Source organism: Pseudomonas sp. 5P_5.1_Bac1, from assembly GCF_025466015.1.
Taxonomy (GTDB): Bacteria; Pseudomonadota; Gammaproteobacteria; order Pseudomonadales; family Pseudomonadaceae; genus Aquipseudomonas.
Map to the genome: position 1 here is coordinate 200,727 of NZ_JANLNX010000115.1, position 17,643 is coordinate 218,369.

6 protein-coding genes are annotated in these 17,643 nt (G+C 64.0%); 3 read left to right on the top strand and 3 right to left on the bottom strand.

Features of this window, described 5'->3' with window-relative positions:
* Positions 1-373 precede the first annotated feature (373 nt).
* Complete coding sequence (locus NTD82_RS27285; protein WP_262130963.1) at positions 374-1,270, bottom strand: DUF2242 domain-containing protein; 897 nt, start codon at positions 1,268-1,270, stop codon at positions 374-376.
* Between the two features lie 194 nt (positions 1,271-1,464).
* Between NTD82_RS27285 and NTD82_RS27290 the strand changes: the two genes are divergently transcribed.
* The 3 genes from NTD82_RS27290 to NTD82_RS27300 all read left to right on the top strand — a co-directional run bounded on the left by NTD82_RS27290 (position 1,465) and on the right by NTD82_RS27300 (position 8,474).
* Positions 1,465-3,129 (top strand): cyclic peptide export ABC transporter, encoded by a 1,665-nt coding sequence (locus NTD82_RS27290; protein ID WP_262130964.1) that lies wholly within the window; start codon positions 1,465-1,467, stop codon positions 3,127-3,129.
* A 75-nt stretch (positions 3,130-3,204) separates the two neighbouring features.
* Positions 3,205-5,685: a TonB-dependent siderophore receptor gene (locus NTD82_RS27295; protein ID WP_410017092.1), complete on the top strand. Its 2,481-nt coding sequence runs from the start codon at positions 3,205-3,207 to the stop codon at positions 5,683-5,685.
* A 326-nt stretch (positions 5,686-6,011) separates the two neighbouring features.
* On the top strand, positions 6,012-8,474 hold the full coding sequence (locus NTD82_RS27300; RefSeq protein ID WP_262130966.1) for a TonB-dependent siderophore receptor: 2,463 nt from the start codon (positions 6,012-6,014) through the stop codon (positions 8,472-8,474).
* 452 nt (positions 8,475-8,926) lie between these two features.
* On the opposite strand, the gene NTD82_RS27305 is transcribed toward NTD82_RS27300, so the two are convergent.
* Both NTD82_RS27305 and NTD82_RS27310 read right to left on the bottom strand, forming a co-directional pair.
* Entirely contained in the window at positions 8,927-13,054 is a 4,128-nt protein-coding gene (locus NTD82_RS27305) for an amino acid adenylation domain-containing protein (protein WP_262130968.1), read from the bottom strand.
* A gap of 13 nt (positions 13,055-13,067) precedes the next feature.
* Positions 13,068-17,643, bottom strand: a 4,576-nt coding sequence (locus NTD82_RS27310) for a non-ribosomal peptide synthetase (RefSeq protein WP_262130969.1), incomplete at its 5' end; no start/stop codon positions are given.

The following is a 17,643-nucleotide window of genomic DNA, read 5'->3' on the forward strand; positions in this document are numbered from 1 at the left end:
CACAAGGCCCGCAGCCTCGCCCCATCGAATGGATCAGCTTGCTGTTCCCACCCCCAAGGCTCGCTCCACTACTCCGCGACACAAATAAAAAAAGGCCAGTGCAAAAACACTGGCCCTTTCATTTCAATCCCCGCGTCGTGAAGCTCAGGACGCTGTTCAAAGCTCGGTAGCATCATCGGCTGGCTCTGGTGGATCCAGCTCCAATGCTTGGTATTCGAGAAGTTCTTCCTGGTAATCGTCCATTTTCACCTGCTCCGTTTCGGTCTGTTCATCTCTGATTCAAGGTTCACCCTAAAGTGCACCGGTGAAGGAAAAATGACAACATCGTGTAGGAAAATAAACGTAGCAGGTGTTACAGGATTTATCCCCCGGGCTAGAGCGCTGCGGGGGTGTCGCCGCTGGTCGGGGTTTGTGGCGTTTCCGTGGTCGGAACGCTACTGGCGGGAACCGCAGGTTCAGTCACTGCTGGCGCGGCAACCGGCTCGGCGCTGATCGGCGCGGCTTCGGCGGGCGGTGCGATGGGCTGGGAACCTTTGCTGTCATCGACCAGCGGCGCGGCCTGGGTTTCCACCACCGGCGCGGCGACCGGTACGGGCGCGGCTTCCGGCGTGGCGCTCACGGCGGCGGCCTGGGCGGCAGGCGCGGTAGCGGGCATTTCCGGCACACCCAGCTCAACGGCCGGCTTGGTCGGGACAGCGGCTTCAGGCGCGACAGCTTCAGGCACCACGGCCTTCTTCTTCGTCGGCTTGGGCAGGAAGCTTTCCACCAGGGCGAAGTAGCGATCGTAGAACTGGGTCGAGGTCACCGTCTCGCTGGCCACCTTGACCATGGAATCGTCGGACGAGCCGATCGGCATCGATACCGAGCCGAGCACACCGACACCCAGGCTCGCCGAGGTGTTGGATTTCTTCAGCGCGTAGCGGTCCTGCAGGGCGTTGGCGAACATGGTCGAGCGCTGCGCGCCGCTCATGTCGTTGGCGCAGACCACGTTGAAGGTGATCTGCAGGTGGCTGTCACCCGTCTGCTGGAAACTCTTGTTGCCGTTGACCTGGCCTTTGTCGCTGGAGGTGATGATGTAGCCCTGGCTCAGCAGCGCGCGACGGGCGGCTTCGCAGGAGCCGGACTCGCTGACCGGGAAGCTGCGGGAGAAGGTCCCGGAATCATCGAAATTCTCGTGCTCATAGACAGCGGCTTTCTTCGAGGAACAGCCGGCGACACCCGCCAGCACAAGGGCCAGCCCGAGCGCACCGAGGACGGTTGACTTTGACATTGCAAATCCTGGAGGGGAGAAACGGCGCCTATTGTGCAACACATGGCGAGTCACTGAAACCGCCCGTCGGTGAATCAGCGACAGAATTCATCTGTCCGACAGATGGCAGGGCTTCCCGGCCCTTTAAATTTCCCCTGTTGCACCTCGTCCTCTCCCTGATGGCAAAAACCCTCAGCGACCCGAGAGACCACCGCATGACGCTCAACACCGAAAACCTGACCGGGGAAACCCTGCGCATCCTCAAGCCGTACTGGTGGCTGGTGGTGCTCTCCACCGTGCTGGGGATCGTCAGCGGCCTGAGCGTCACCGGCCTGCTGGCCACCCTCAACAACGCCATGACCCAGGACGGCGGGCCGAACGTCAATTCAGCGCTGATGTTTGCCGGTCTGCTGGTGCTCACCCTCGCCTGCTCCACCCTGTCGAGCCTGTTGAGCAACAAGGTCGGCCAGCGGGTCGTGGCCAACCTGCGCCGCGAACTGGCGGCAAAAGTGCTGGTGGCACCCATCGAGCAACTGGAGCGCTATCGCTCGCACCGGCTGATTCCGGTGCTGCTCAATGACGTCACCACCCTGAGCAACTTCGCCCTGTCGGTGGCGCCGATGGTGATTGCCTTTACCGTGACCCTCGGCTGCCTGAGTTACCTGGCATTCCTCTCGTGGCAGATCCTGTTACTGACCCTGGTCACCGTGGCGATCGGCAGCGGCGCGCAGTACCTGGCGCACAAAGCCGGCATGCGCAGCATTGTCGCGGCCCGCGACGGCGAAGACGAATTGCAGAAGCACTACCAGGCACTGTCGGCCGGCGCCAAGGAGCTGCGCATCCAGCGCCGTCGCCGCCAGCACATGCTGGATGAAAAGATCTTCGCTACCACCGAACGCATCTGCACCTCGAACATCCGCGCGGCCAATATCTTCGTCAGCGCCGAGACCTTCGGTTCGATGCTGTTCTTCGCCGTGATCGGTATGGCTGTCGCCTTCCAGGCCCTGTGGCCGGCAGCGGAAAAAACCGTGCTGGGCGGTTTCGTGCTGGTAATGCTCTACATGAAAGGCCCGCTGGAGCGACTGGTCACCGCCATGCCGATCATCTCCCGGGCCAAGATCGCCCTGGGCCGGATCGCGGAACTGTCATGGAAGTTTTCCTCGCCGGAGCCGCACCTGCTGGTCAGCGACCGCCCTTCTGCCCTGCAGAACATGCAGACCCTGGAACTGCGGAACGTGCGCTACGACTACCCGCCGGTGGAAGGCGGCGAGTCCTTCCACCTCGGCCCGATCAACCTGAGCATCAAGCAGGGCGACATCGTGTTCATCGTCGGCGAGAACGGCGGCGGCAAGACCACCCTGATCAAGCTGCTGCTGGGCCTGTACACCCCGCAACAGGGCGAAATCCTGCTCAACGGCGCGGTGCTGCAACCCGAAGAACTGGACGACTACCGGCAGTTGTTCACCACCATCTTCGCCGACTACTACCTGTTCGACGATCCGCTGCCGGGAGATGCACCACTGACCGGCGATGCCGCGAAATACCTGGAGCGCCTGGATATCGCCCACAAAGTCAGCATCCGCGACGGCGCCTTCACCACCACCGACCTGTCCACCGGCCAGCGCAAGCGCCTGGCGCTGATCAGCGCCTGGCTGGACGAGCGTCAGTTGCTGGTGTTCGACGAATGGGCCGCCGACCAGGACCCGGCCTTCCGCCGAGTGTTCTACACGGAGCTGCTGCCGGAGCTGAAACAGCAGGGCAAGACCATCATCGTCATCTCCCACGATGACCGGTATTTCCCGGTTGCTGATCAACTGGTGCGGATGGAAGGCGGACGGATCAGGGTCGAGCAGGTGCAAGAGCAGGCAATGCCAGCCTGACAACTGCTGCTAACCTGCCGCACGCGCCTTTCAGACCGGTTGCCGGAGGGGGTGGTGGTAGGCAAGTGCCATCACATGCCAGAATGTGATACTCCACACAAATGGATATCATTTTCTTTGGCATCCCGACCCTCTTCATCCTCTTCCGCGTTACTGCTGAAGCTTGTCCTGCGGGTAAGGAAACCCGCCCTGACAGCCGCCGTTGCGCTCCTTGCCCTGTCGCAGAACAGTCAGGTTCGCGCTGCGGAAAAGGACTTCAACATTCCCGCGCAACCCTTGTGGAGTGCCCTGCAGGAGTGGGGCCGGCAAAGTGACCTGCAAGTGCTGGTCAACCCGGAGCAGATCCAGGGTGACGTCAGCCCGGCGGTGCGCGGTCGCTATTCGCCCGAACAGGCCGCCCGCCTGCTGCTGAAAAACAGCAACCTCGACTACAGCCTGCAGGGTGACACCCTGACCTTGGGCACGGTCGCAAGCCCCGCGGTGCTGGACATGGCGCCCACGTCAATCAGCGCCAAGCCGCTGGATGCCACCAGCGAATTCACCGGGTCATATGCCGCCTCCGCGGTGACCATTGGCAAATCGACACAAACCCTGCGGGAAACCCCTCAGTCGGTGACCGTCATGACCCGCCAACTGATGGACGACCGCCACCTCACCAGCCTCGACCAAGTGCTGGCGCAGACACCGGGAATGACCTTCGGGCAGCGTAATTTCGGCTCTCACCTCTACCAGTCACGCGGGTTCGTACTGGGGGACGAGAGTTACCTGATGGACGGGATTTCCGGCCAGGCCTACAACATCACCGCCTGGCTGCCGGTTGACATGGCCATCTATGACCGGGTGGAAGTGCTACGCGGCGCCTCGGGACTGCTTATCGGCCCCGGCAACCCGGGCGGCGCGGTGAACCTGGTGCGCAAGCGCCCCACCGCCGAACCACGGCTCACGGTCATGGCCCGCGCCGGCTCATGGGATGACTACCGGCTCGACCTGGATGGCAGCGGCAAGCTCAACGAAGAAGGCACCCTGCGCGGGCGCTTCATCACCGCCTACGGGGACAAGGGCTCCTACATCGATGAGAAGAAATCCACGCAGCCGCTGCTGTACGGCATCGTTGACGCCGACCTGGACGACGACACCGTCCTGACCGGCAGCCTTCGCTACCAGTCCGGCCAATTCAAGGGCTACTCGATCTACGGACTGCCGCGCTACAAGGACGGCAGTTCCCTGGACATCTCCCGCTCCACCGCGCTGGTTCAGGACTGGAACGAGCATGAAGCCGAGGTCACCGAGGCCTTCACCGAACTCACCCATCGCTTCAACGACGACTGGAGCGCCACGACCTCGGTGATCCACTCCAAGGGCAGCTTCAACCTGGCAGTGGCATATGCCCGCGGTGCGGTGGACCCGGTCACGCAAAGCGGAACCGCGTTCAGGGGCGTTGAATTCCGCCACACCGACATCGACAGCACCGGCGTGGACAGCCATGTGGAAGGTCACTTCGAGTGGTTCGACCTGCCGCAGCAAATCACCCTCGGCGCCAACTGGTCCAGGCAGGACGTGCTGGAAAAACGCGTACCGGTGGCCGTGAACATTCCTGTGGATATCTTCGACGTCGATCACCATGCCTTCGCCAGGCCGGCGCGCCCCGCCTGGACTTCGATCAACCAGTCGGTTGACCAGCGCAGCGGTGTCTACACCAACGCCCGCCTGCACCTTGCCGAACCCCTGACCCTGGTGCTGGGCGCGCGGCTCAGTTGGTACAAGTACGACTTCAACTACAAGCTTGCCAGCGGCGATTTCACCGCGCGCCAGGACCACCGGCTGACGCCCTTCGCGGGCCTGATCTACGACATTGACGAGCAGTGGTCCTGGTACGCCAGCTACGCCGACATCTATCAGCCGCAAAGCGTCTACCGCACCTCCAGCGGCTCGACCCTCGACCCGGCAGTGGGCACCAACTATGAAACCGGGATCAAGGGCGAACTGCTGGACAAGCGGCTGAACCTCTCCCTGGCGCTGTTCTATATCCACCAGGACGACGTGGCCGCCCTCGACACGACCAGCCTCGACAAGTGCCTGACCAACGACCCCACGGGCACCTGCTACGTCAATGGCACCACCCAACGCAGCCGCGGCGTCGACTTCGAAGTCAGCGGTGAAGTCCTGTCGGGGCTGCAGGTGCTGGCGGGCTACACGTTCAACATGACCCGCAGCAGTGCCGGCGGGCCGGTCTCCAACGAAACCCCGAAACACCTGGCACGGCTGACCACCCGCTACACCCTGCCCGGCGATTGGAACCGGCTGACCGTGGGTGCCGGCGTCTCGGCCCAGTCCGGTTACTCCTGGAACAACAGCCCGGGCCAGAACTACGGCTCACCAGGGCGGGCGATCTGGGATGCGCGGGTGTCATGGAAACTGGACGAGCACTGGACCATCGGCCTGAGCGGGGAAAACCTGCTGGACCGCAAGTACTACTACTCGGCCAATGCCCTCGACCGCGGCAATCTGTTCGGCGACCCACGCAGCTACATGGCCACCCTGCGCGGCGATTTCTGAGCCGCGCGACACCGCCCTCCCCCCGCTTCCAGACCTGTTGGCGCCCGCACACGGGCGCTTCCGCGCGCCAGTAAAAAAGCGCCATAAAAACGGCGAACCTCCGTAAACGCGCAGATTTGCCGCGATTTTTCGCGATCTGCGAGAAAGTGAAAATTCCGTTAAATCCGCGCAGGTGCAACTCGTTCTCTTCAACGACGAAACGCGCTCGACCTCTAGAAAAGTGCCAAGGCCTCGGCCTGCCTGCAGAGCACTTCCTGCCAACGAGCCGCTGCCGCGACGGCCGTCGCCCATCCCGACACACAACCATTAGAACGAGTTTTCCTTCCATGCACACACCGCCTCGACTTACGCCACTGAGCAAAGCCCTGCTGCTGAGCCGTGCCTTGCGCGCCAAGCCTTCGCTCGCCGCAATCGGCATGGCACTCACCCTGCCGATCGCCGCCCAGGTACAGGCTCAGGAAGTGGAGTTCAACATCCCGGCACAGCCATTGGCGGGTGCCTTGAGTGAGTTGGGGCGTCAAGCCAATCTGCAGGTGCTGTTCAGCACTGAAGACGTGCGTGGCAAGACCGGCAGCGCAGTGCATGGCCGCCTGACCCCGCAACAGGCCGCCGGCAAACTGCTCGGTGGCTCGGGGCTGTCCTACAGTGTGCAGGGCGACACCCTGACCCTGGCCGCCAGTGATTCGTCGGCGTCGGTCAACCTGGCCCCGACCTCGATCAACTCCCACGCCCTGGGCACTACCACCGAGAACACCGGTTCCTACACCACCGGCGCCGTGACCATTGGCAAAGGCGCGCACTCGCTGCGGGAAACCCCGCAGTCGGTGTCGATCATCACCCGCAAACTGATGGACGACAAAAACCTCAACACCCTGGACCAGGTGCTCGCGAAGACCCCGGGCCTGTCGTTCACCCAGCGCAACTTCGGCTCGCACCAGTACCAGTCCCGCGGCTTCGTGCTGGGCGAAGAAGCCTTCATGATGGACGGCATTCCCGGCCAGACCTACAACCTGACCGGCTGGATGCCGCTGGACATGGCTTTCTACGACCGCGTCGAAGTCCTGCGCGGCGCCTCCGGCCTGCTGGTCGGCGCTGGCAGCCCGGGCGGTGCGATCAACCTGGTGCGCAAGCGTCCGACCTCGGAACCGCAGTTCTCCATCACCACCCGAGCCGGTTCCTGGGACAACTACCGCATGGACCTGGACGGCAGCGGCCGCCTCAACGACGAAGGCACCCTGCGCGGTCGCGTGGTCGCCGCCTACGAGGACCGCGGCACTTACCTGGATGGCCAGGAAACCCAGACGCCGCTGTTCTACGGCATCGTCGAAGGCGACCTGTCGGAAGACACCACCGTGGCGCTGAGCGTGCGTCGTCAGAAAAGCAATATGAACGGCTACTCCATCTACGACCTGCCGCGCTACAACAACGGCAACTCGCTGGACATCTCCCGTTCCACCACCCTCAGTCAGAACTGGGCCTACAAGGACAGCGAAACCGACGAAGCCTTCGCCGAACTCACCCACCGCTTCAACGACAACTGGACCAGCAAGACCACGCTGATCCATACCGAAGGTGATTTCGCCTCGGTCGTCCCTTATGCCCAGGCCTTGGGCTCACCGATCGGCATCAACCCGATCACCAATGCCGGCGCCACCTGGCGGGGCGTGGAATTCCGCGACGTCAGCATGAAAGGCAATGGCGTCGACAGCTTCGTGGAAGGCAACTTCGATGCCTTCGGCCTGACGCACGAGGTCACGGTGGGCGCCAGTTGGTCGAAGCAGACCGTCGGCACCAAACGCGGTGTGGTCACCGCTGGCATCGTCAACACCCCGGTCAACGTGTTTGACGTGAACCATAATGCCTTGATCAAACCGGCACGCCCGGCCTGGTCGCAAATCAACGAATCCACCGAAGAACGCAAAGGCATCTTCGCCAACACCCGCATCCACCTGAGCGAGCCGTTGAGCCTGATCCTGGGTACCCGTCTGAGCTGGTACAACTACGACTACAACGACAAGATCGGTACCGGTGACTACGAGAACAAACAGACCCGTGAGTTCACCCCGTTCGCCGGCCTGATCTATGACATCAACGAAAACTGGTCCTGGTATGCCAGCTACGCCGATATCTTCAAGCCCCAGGCCAACTACCGCAGCGTGAGTGGCTCGCCACTGGATCCGGCCGTCGGTACCAACTATGAAACCGGGATCAAGGGCGAACTGTTCGACAAGCAACTGAACGTGTCGATGGCGCTGTTCTACATCAAGCAGGAAGACGTACTCGGCGAAGACGTCGCCAACCGCGGCCGCTGCCCGTCCAACGACGCGGCCGGTACTTGCTACTTCAACGTCACCACCCAGCGCAGCAAGGGCGTCGACCTTGAAGCCAGCGGTGAAGTCTTGCCGGGCCTGCAAGTCATGGGTGGCTACACCTACAACATGACCAGCAGCAGCTCCGCATCGCCGCTGACCACCGATACCCCCAAACACATCGCGCGCGTGAGCACGATGTACACCCTGCCCGCCGAGTGGAACCGCGTGTCCGCGGGTGTTGGCGTTTCCGCCCAGTCGGGCTTCAGCAACAAGACCAACGGCGTGGAATTCGGAGACGGTGGCCGGGCCATCTGGGACGCACGCGTCGCCTACAAGCTCGACGAGCACTGGAGCGTCGCGGTCAACGGCGAAAACCTGTTCGACCGCCGCTACTACATCTCCGCCCCGGCACTGGACCGCGGGAATATCTTCGGCGCACCGCGCAGCTACATGCTGACCCTGCGCGGAGATTTCTGATCGGTTACTGACTGACGCGTGACAAAGGAAAGGCCAGTCGGGTTACCGACTGGCCTTTTTTGGTTCTTCACGGAATACAGGGGAGCTTTGGGCTTGGGTGCTCTGAGCTTATCCGTTCGATGTGGCGAGGCCGCCGGCCCCTTTCGCCTTTACGGCGAGTCCATTTTGTCTTGGCAAATTAGACGAAAACCGCTGGCTCCTGCATCCGGCCCTACGCTGCGCTCCGGGTCCCCTCCCTCCGGTGCCTTTCGGAGGCCACGCGGCCTTCTGACGCCGCAATCTGTGGCGTCTGAACTTGCGTGCATCAAGAGCAACAGCAAAAGCAAATCAGTGGCCCACAAAAACGGCTAGCACCGCGCCCCCTGTGGGAGCCGGCTTGCCGGCGATGCGCCGCATGGGCGGCGCTCGATCTTGAGAGCAGCGAAAAACTGTCGGCTGGTGCCTCACACCACTCACTCAACCCCCTCCAACCGCCGCATCAAGCTCTCCAGCAATGCCGGACTCAAGATCACGTCATCATGCTTCTGCCCCTGCAGCGTCTCGGACCACAGTCCACTCACCGCACAACCGCCACGCAACAAAGCCTCGTCGGCCTCGACCTGCCCGGCATTCCTGCTCGCCCCTGCCCACCAGCACTGCGGCACGACCTTCAGCGGCTTCAAGGCGAATGAGCGGGCCAGGGCCATGTTCACGCCGAGCAGTTGATAGCCACCGGCAATCTCGGCCTGTACGGCGATATCCCGGTGCACGGCGCGCAGCGCCTCGGGGGCCGCGCCGCTCTGTTCGGCGACCCGGTCAATCACCCAGTCGGCAGCCTCCGGCGAGTCGGAAAAACGCGCCGTCGCTTCGTCGATCAAGCCCAGCACCGTCTGTTCGCCAATGCCTGGAGCAAAGGCCAACAGGCTCTTCACCAGGCCATCCCACGGACCTTCAGGCTTCGCCTCGACAGGCGCTTCAACCTGCGCAACGGCTTCGCTCGCCTCCGTCGGCAGGAAAGTGTCGATCAGCCCCAGGAAGCCGACCGTCTCCCCCGCCGACTCCAGCGCGTGCGCCACATCCATCGCCAGCGCACCACCCAAAGACCACCCCAGCAAGTGATAGGGACCGCTGGGCCGGGCTTGCCTGATCTGCTCGACGTAGTACGCCACCATCCCGTCCCAGGAGGTTTCGAACCAGCCCGGCACCACATGGCTCTTGTTGACCACCCCCAGCACGCTGCGCTGACCGCTCAAATGCCCGGCCAGCGGGTAGTAAGCGTAGGTGCCGCCACCGCCCGGCGGCAGGCAGAACAGCGGGGCCTTGTCGCTGCCAGCGCTGTTCATGCTGATCACCGGCTTGCTCACCCGGCGCTCCCCCGCGTTGACGAAGTCCGCCAGTTCTTCGAAGGTTTCCAGCAGAAGAAAATCATGCAGGCTGATGCTGAGGGAGAACGCTTCGCGGATCCTGCCGACGACGCTGATCACCAACAACGAATGCCCGCCCAGGGCAAAGAAGTTGTCCTTGAGGCCGACCCGCTCGACCTTCAGCACATCAGCCCAGATCTGCGCCAGACGCCGCTCGCGCTCGGTGCGCGGCGCTTCATAAACGGCCTGGGCCTGACTGGCATCGGGTTTCGGCAGGGCCTTGCGGTCCAGTTTGCCGTTGGGGGTCTGCGGCATCTTGTCCAGCCACACCAAGTGGCTTGGCACCATGTAGTCCGGCAGGCTGGCCTTGAGATGGGCCTTGAGTTCGGCGCGCAACGCGTCGGTGCTGGCACTGCTGTCACTGGCGACCAGCCACGCAGCCAGTTGCTTGATACCGTCCACGTCGATATCGATCACCACCGCTTCGTGCACCGCCGGGTGCTCCAGCAGCCGCGCCTCGATCTCGCCCAGTTCGATACGGAAGCCGCGAATCTTCACTTGATGGTCGAGACGTCCGGCGTACTCGATCACGCCATCGGCGTGGTAACGCGCCAGGTCGCCGGTGCGGTACAGGCGGCCGCCATTGCTGGAGAACGGATCAGGGATAAAGCGCTCCGCGGTTAACGATGGGCGCTGGTGATAACCACGGGCCAGGCCGTCGCCGCCGATCAGCAACTCGCCACGGGCACCCACCGGCAGCACGTCGATATCGTCGCTGATGATATGCAGCGTGGTGTTGGCCAGTGGCTTGCCCAGCCACACGTCGTCGGCGCGGGTCAGGTAATGGCGCGCCGACCAGATGGTGGTTTCGGTCGGACCGTAGACGTTCCATACATGCCCGGCCTGATCGATCAGGCGCTGGGCCAGTTCGGCACTCAGGGCTTCGCCGCCGCAAAGAATGGTCTTCCCGTTGAGCGTACCGGCCGGTGCCGCGTCGAGGATCATTCGCCAGCTCGATGGCGTGGCCTGGATCACCGTCACGTTCTGCTTGTCGATCACGTTCAGCAGCGCTTGCGGGTCCTTGTTCTGGTGCGTGCTCAGCAGCACCACCGCGGCGCCGCGAATCAGCGGCAGGTACAGCTCAAGACCGGCGATATCGAAGGACAGCGAGGTCAGTTGCAGGACCCGATCTTCGCCCGTCATGCCCGGCTTCTCACCCATGCTGCACAGGAAGTTGACCAAAGCCTGATGGTGAATGGTCACGCCCTTGGGCAGACCGGTGGAACCGGAGGTGTAGATCGCGTAAGCCAGATTGTCCGGGCCAGCGAGTACAGGCAGGTTGTCCTGGCTGTAGCCATCCAGCCAGTCCCCGTCCTGGTCCAGGCACAGGTTGGCGATGCCGGCCGGGACCGGCAGTTGCGCCAGCAGCGCGGACTGGGTCAGCAGCAGTTTCAGGCCGCTGTCCTCCATCATGTAGGCCAGGCGATCCCGCGGGAAATCCGGGTCCAGCGGCACATAGGCGCCGCCCGCCTTGAGGATCGCCAGCAGGCCGACCACCATCTCCAGCGAACGCTCCAGCGCCACGCCCACCAGCACGTCCGGGCCCACGCCCAGCTCGCGCAGCTTGTGGGCCAGTTGATTGGCGCGGGTGTTCAGTTGTGCATACGTCAGGGACGCATCACCGAGCACCAGCGCGGTAGCGTCCGGCGTCGCCAGCACCTGGGCTTCGAACAGCGCCGGCAGGCACTGCTCACGGGGATACTCGGCCTCGCTGCGGTTCCACTCGACGAGAATCTGCTGGTGCTCGGCGGCATCCAGCAGCGGCAAGGCCGCGACCCGCCGGCCGGCATCGACGCAGATGCCTTGCAGCAGATTGCGCCAGTGGCGGGCGAAGCGTTCGATGGTCGTGGCGTCGAACAGCGCGGTGGCATAAGTGATCGCCGCGCCGACACCGTTCTCGTGCTCCAGCGTCTCCAGGGTCAGGTCGAACTGCGCGGTCTGCGACGACGACGCCAGCTTCTCGACGCTCAACCCCGGCAAGGTGCGACCCTGTCCGGAATTGCGCGTCTGGTGGTTGAACATCACCTGGAACAGCGGGCTGCGGCCCAGGTCGCGCTCCGGCTGCAACGCCTGCACCAGTTGCTCGAACGGCAGGTCCTGATGAGCCTGGGCCTGCACGGCGGTGTGCTTCACCTGTTGCAGCAACTGATTGAAAGTGGTGTCGAAAGCGAACTCGGCCTTGAGCACCTGAGTGTTGACGAAGAGGCCGAGCAGCCCTTCGGTTTCCGCACGATTGCGGTTGGCAGTGGGCACGCCCACGCGCACGTCCGCCTGGCCGCTGTAGCGATGCAGCAAGGTCTGGAACGACGCCAGCAACAGCATGAACAACGTCACCCCGTGCTGCCGCGCCACCTCCTTCAAGGCCTGCGCCAGATCAGGCGCCAGCTCGATATCGAAGCGCGCACCGGCATGGCGCTGTACCAGCGGCCGCGGCCGGTCCGTCGGCAACTCCAGCACCGGCTGCTCGCCGCCCAGTTGCGCGGTCCAGTAGCCCAACTGGCGCTCCTGCTCGCCGGCTTCCATCCAGTTGCGTTGCCAGATCGCGTAGTCGGCGTACTGGATCGGCAACCCCGGCAAGTGCACGGGTTCGCCGCGGCTGTGACCGGCATACAGGCGCACCAGCTCATCAACCATGATCGGCATCGACCAGCCATCGGACACGATATGGTGCTGCACCAGGGTCAGGACATGCTCCTCCTCGCCGAGGCGCAGCAACCTGACCCGCAGCAATGGGCCTTGTTCGAGATCGAAAGGTCGGCGCAGTTCCTCGGTGACCCGTGCCTCCAGGTCGGCGGCGGCCAGCGGCTCCACCGCCAACAGGAAAGGCGACGCCGGATGCACGATCTGCACCGCGGTGTCGCCATCCTGCCGGAAGCAGGTGCGCAGGGTTTCATGGCGGGCAATCAGGGCGCCGAACGCGGCTTCCAGCGCCTGGATATCCAGTTGCCCCTTGAGTCGCAGCGCCACCGGAATGTTGTAGGCGGCGCTGTGCGGCTCCAGTTGCCAGAGAAACCACTGACGCTGTTGAGCGTAGGAAAGTGCCGAGCTGGCTTCGACCTCCCGTTTGAAAATCGGGGTGACGCCATACAAATTCACCCCTTGCCGCTTGAGCAGCACCGCCAACGCTTTGCGTTCCCGGGCAGACAGCGATTTCACAGAGTCGAGCAGCTCTTGCACGTTGGGTCTCCTGCTAAGCGATCAAGTTATCGATTTCCTCTGCACTAAGACGTTTGAGTGCCTCCAGGGATTTAGTCAGTTCGTCCTGGGCGCTGCCCGCCTGGCCCTGTTTCTGTTCAACCACCTCGCAAAGATCGGCCAGGGTGCTCTTCTCGAACAGCTCGCGCAGGGCGATTTCGCACTGCAACTGATCACGGATACGCGCCAGCACCTGAACCGCCAGCAACGAATGGCCACCAAGGTCGAAGAAGTCGTCGCTCATGCCGACCTTCTCGACTTTCAGCACGTCGGCCCAGATCGCCGCCAGTTGCTGCTCCAGTTCGGTGACCGGTGCGACATGCGCGGTCTGCGCCTGAGTGCTATCCGGCTGTGGCAGGGCCTTGCGGTCGAGCTTGCCGTTCGGGGTCAGCGGTAATTGGTCGAGGAACAGCCACTGCGTCGGCACCATGAAGGCCGGTAGATCCTTAGCCAGCAGCGCCTTGAGGTCGGCCACGGCGGGCTGATCCTGATCGGCGATGAGGTACGCCACCAACTGCGTGCCGGTGCCATTTTCCTTCGCCAGCACCACCGCCTCGCGGACGGCGGCATGCCGGAGGATCTGCGCTTCGATTTCGCCCAGTTCGATACGCAAGCCGCGAATCTTTACCTGATGGTCGATGCGGCCGAGGTAGTCGATCACGCCGTCGGCTCGGTAGCGCACCAAGTCACCGGTGCGATACAGACGGGCGCCCGGGGTGAACGGATCCGGCACGAAACGTTCGGCGGTCAGGTCGGGACGCTGGTGATAACCACGGGCCAAGGAATCACCGCCGACGTACAGCTCGCCAGCGCTGCCCACCGGGCAGACTTGCAAATTGGCGTCCAGCACATAGGTGCGCACGTTGCTGATCGGTCGGCCAATGGCGGCGATCGCGGTATCAACTGGACCTTCGATCAGCAGACTGCTGGTATCGATGGTCGCTTCGGTCGGACCGTACAGGTTGTAGACCTGGCCGTTCCACTGCTGACGCAGTTGCTCCACCAGCGCCGCGCTCAGGCCCTCGCCACCGAAGGCCAGGGTGCGCAGCGAATCCAGTTGGCCGCCCTTCACTTCCGGCAACAACGCCTGAAGTACCGACGGCGCCAGTTGCAAGATGCTGATGTGGTGCTCGGCCACTTCACTCCAGAGCAACGACAAATCATCGCTCAGCGCCGGGCTGGCGAGCACCAGTTGCGCGCCGTTGAGCAGCGGCAGCCAGAACTCCCAGACCGAGGCGTCGAAGCTGAAGGCGGTCTTTTGCAGGACGCGGTCATGCGGCGCCAGTTTCAGCTCGTTCTGCATCCACAGCATGTGGTTGGTCAGCGCGCCGTGGCGGATTTCCACCCCCTTCGGTCGTCCGGTCGAACCGGAGGTGTAAATGACATAGGCAAGGTTGTCCGCGTGCAGATGAACCTGCGGCGGCGCGATCTCGGTGCTGTCCTGCCAGTCGATCAGCAGGTCCAGCTCCAGGCTCCGTACCTTCTCGCTCACCGGCAATTGCGCCAGCAGCGACGACTGGGTCAGCAACAGGCGAATGCCACTGTCGCGCAGCATGTAGTCCAGACGCTCACGCGGGTACGCCGGGTCCAGCGGCACATAAGCGCCGCCGGCCTTGAGGATCGCCAGCAGGCCGACGACCATTTCCAGGCTGCGCTCCAGCGAAATCCCCACCAGCACGTCCGGGCCCACGCCCAGTTCACGCAGATGATGCGCCAGGCGGTTGGCTTGGCGGTCCAGTTCGGCGTAGCTCAGTTGCCGTTCGCCAAGGATCAGCGCCACAGCCTCTGGCGTGGCCTGCACCTGCGCCTCGATCAGGTCCTGAATCGGTGCGTCGGCAAAGGCCACCGCCGTGTCATTCCAGTCATGCAACAGGTGCTGGCGCTCGGCGTCGTCCAGCAGCGGCAGTTCGCCCAGCAATGCCCGGGCGTCGCTGGCCAGCGCCTGCAACAGGTGTTCGAAATGCCTGGCCAGTTGCGTGATGGCCGGCGCATCGAAATGACCGCGGTCATAACTCATCGACAGCACCAGTCGCTCGCCTGCCTCCACAGCCAGGGTCAGCGGATAGTGGGTCTGCTCCTGCGCGATCACGTTGTCGAACACCAGCGACTGCGGCGATGCCTGTTGCAGCGCTTCGGCGATCGGGTAGTTCTCGAAGACCATGATCGAGTCGAACAGCGACTCGCCACCCCAGCCCGCCCAGCGCTGGACTTCGTACAGCGGCGAATGTTCGTGCTCGCGCAAGGCCAGGTTGAGGGCCTGCACTTGCTGCACCCATTCGCCCACGGTCTGCTCGGCACGCGGGCTGCCCGCCACCGGCAGGGTGTTGATGAACAGACCAAGCTGCTCTTCGACACCCGGCAGGTCCGCCGGACGCCCGGCCACAGTGGCGCCGAAGGTGACGCTGGCCTGGCCGGTGTAGCGTTGCAGCAGCAACATCCACGCCGCTTGCAGCAAGGTGTTGAGGGTCACGCGCTGATCCCGGGCGAACTCGCCCAGACGCGTATTCGCGGCCTCGGCGAAGACATGGCGGTGCTCGCCATGCCCCCGTCCCTGCTCCGCCGCGTGGAAGCACGGCACCAGACGGGTCGGCTCATCCAGCTCAGCCAGTTGTTCGCTCCAGAAGCGTTCGCTGGCCTGGGCATCCTGGCCGTGCAGCCACTGGATGTAATCCTGGTAGCGACCGCGTGGCGCCGGCACCGCTTCGCCGCGGTAGTGCATCAGCACCTCGCCCAGCAGGCGCGAGCTGCTCCAGCCGTCGAGCAGGATATGGTGGCTGGTGTACACCAGATGCCAACTGTCCTCACCGGTGCGCAATAGGGTCAGGCGCAACAGGGCCTCGCGCTCCAGGTCGAAACCACGCTGCTTGTCGGCCTCGGCGTAGGCGGCAAGCGCCGCCGGCAGGTCGACGCGGCCGCGCCAGTCCTGAACTTCGAACGGCACCGCCAGTTGTTTGCGGATCACCTGCAATGGCTGGCCGAAACTGCTGACGAAATTCGCCCGCAGCACGTCATGGCTGTCCACCACCGCCTGCCACGCCGCCTGGAAGCGCGGCACATCGAGGCCGCGCACGTCGGCGCGCATCTGGTTGATGTAGCTGGCGCCTTCTTGCTCGAACAGGCTGTGGAACAGCATGCCCTGCTGCATCGGCGACAGTGGATACAGGTCGGCGATTTCGCCGGCCGCCAGCGGGAACTGGTCCAGTTGCAGTTGGCTCAGGCCGGCCAGCGGGAAGTCCGACGGCGTCACGCCGCCCACGCCAGCGCTGACACAGTGCGCGATCAATCGGGCCAGTTCGTCGGCGTAGTCGTCCGCCAGGCGCTGGATGGTCGCCAGGTCGAACACCTCGCCACTGAAGGTCCAGGCCAGCGACAGTTCGCCGCCGGCGACCTGGCCGTCGATGCTCAGCAGGCTGCCCAGCGGCGCCAGCGGGCTGACGCCCTGGCCACAGCTTTCGCTGGCCGGAACCAGCAGGCCGTCGCTGACACCAGCATCGAACTGGCCGAGGTAGTTGAAGACGATGTTGCCTTGCGCCAGCGCGCCGAGGGTGCGCCGCGCCTGTTCGTCGCCCAGATGACGCAGCACGCCGTAACCGATGCCCTTGTCCGGCACCGCGCGCAGTTGCTCCTTGATCGCCTTGATCGAGTCGGCCAGTTCCAGCGCCGGGGTCAGCTTCACCGGGTACAGGCTGGTGAACCAGCCGACGGTGCGGGTGATGTCCAGGTCGTCGAACAGCTCTTCGCGGCCATGGCCTTCCAGGCGCACCAAGGTCTCGGCGCGACCGGTCCAGCGCGCGATGACTCGCGCCAGCGCGGTCAACAGCAGGTCGTTGATCTGCGTGCGGTAGGCCGCGGGGGCGTCCTGCAGCAATTGGCGAGTCAGCTCGCGGTCGAGTCGCGTCGCGACCGACAGCGCATGCCGTTGCTGCTGGCTGCCGTCGACGCGGTCGCACGGCAGCTCATCGCTGACGCCTTGCAACTGCGCCTGCCACCAGCCCAGTTGCGCCGCCAGCGCCGGGCTGCCGGCATGGCGTTGCAACTGCTCGGCCCAGTGCTTGAACGAGCTGGTCTTGCGTGGCAAGGCCAGCGCCGCGCCGCTCGCCAGGGCGGTATAGGCGTTCTGCAAGTCTTCCAGCAGGATCCGCCAGGACACGCCGTCCACCACCAGGTGATGGATCACCAGCAGCAGGCGCTGCTCGCCCTCGGGCAGGTTGACCAACAGCGCGCGCAGCAGCGGACCGTTTTGCAGATCGAGGCTGCGTTGGGCGTCATCGGCCAGTGCGCTCAATTGATCGCGGCTGGACAGTTGGCGCACCCACAACGACTCGGTGGCCTGCGCCTGGAAATACGCGCCGTCACGGCTGAAGCGCGCCCGCAGGACATCGTGCTGAGCCAGCACGGCCTGCAACGCCGCCGCCAGCACATCAGCCTGCAACGCTTCACGCGGCGCCAGCATCAGCGCCTGGTTCCACTGGTGCGGTTGCGGAATCTCGCTGTCGAAGAACCAGCGCTGGATCGGCGTCAACGGCGCCTCACCGATAACCGGCCCCTGCTCGGCCTGCACCGCCGAAGCA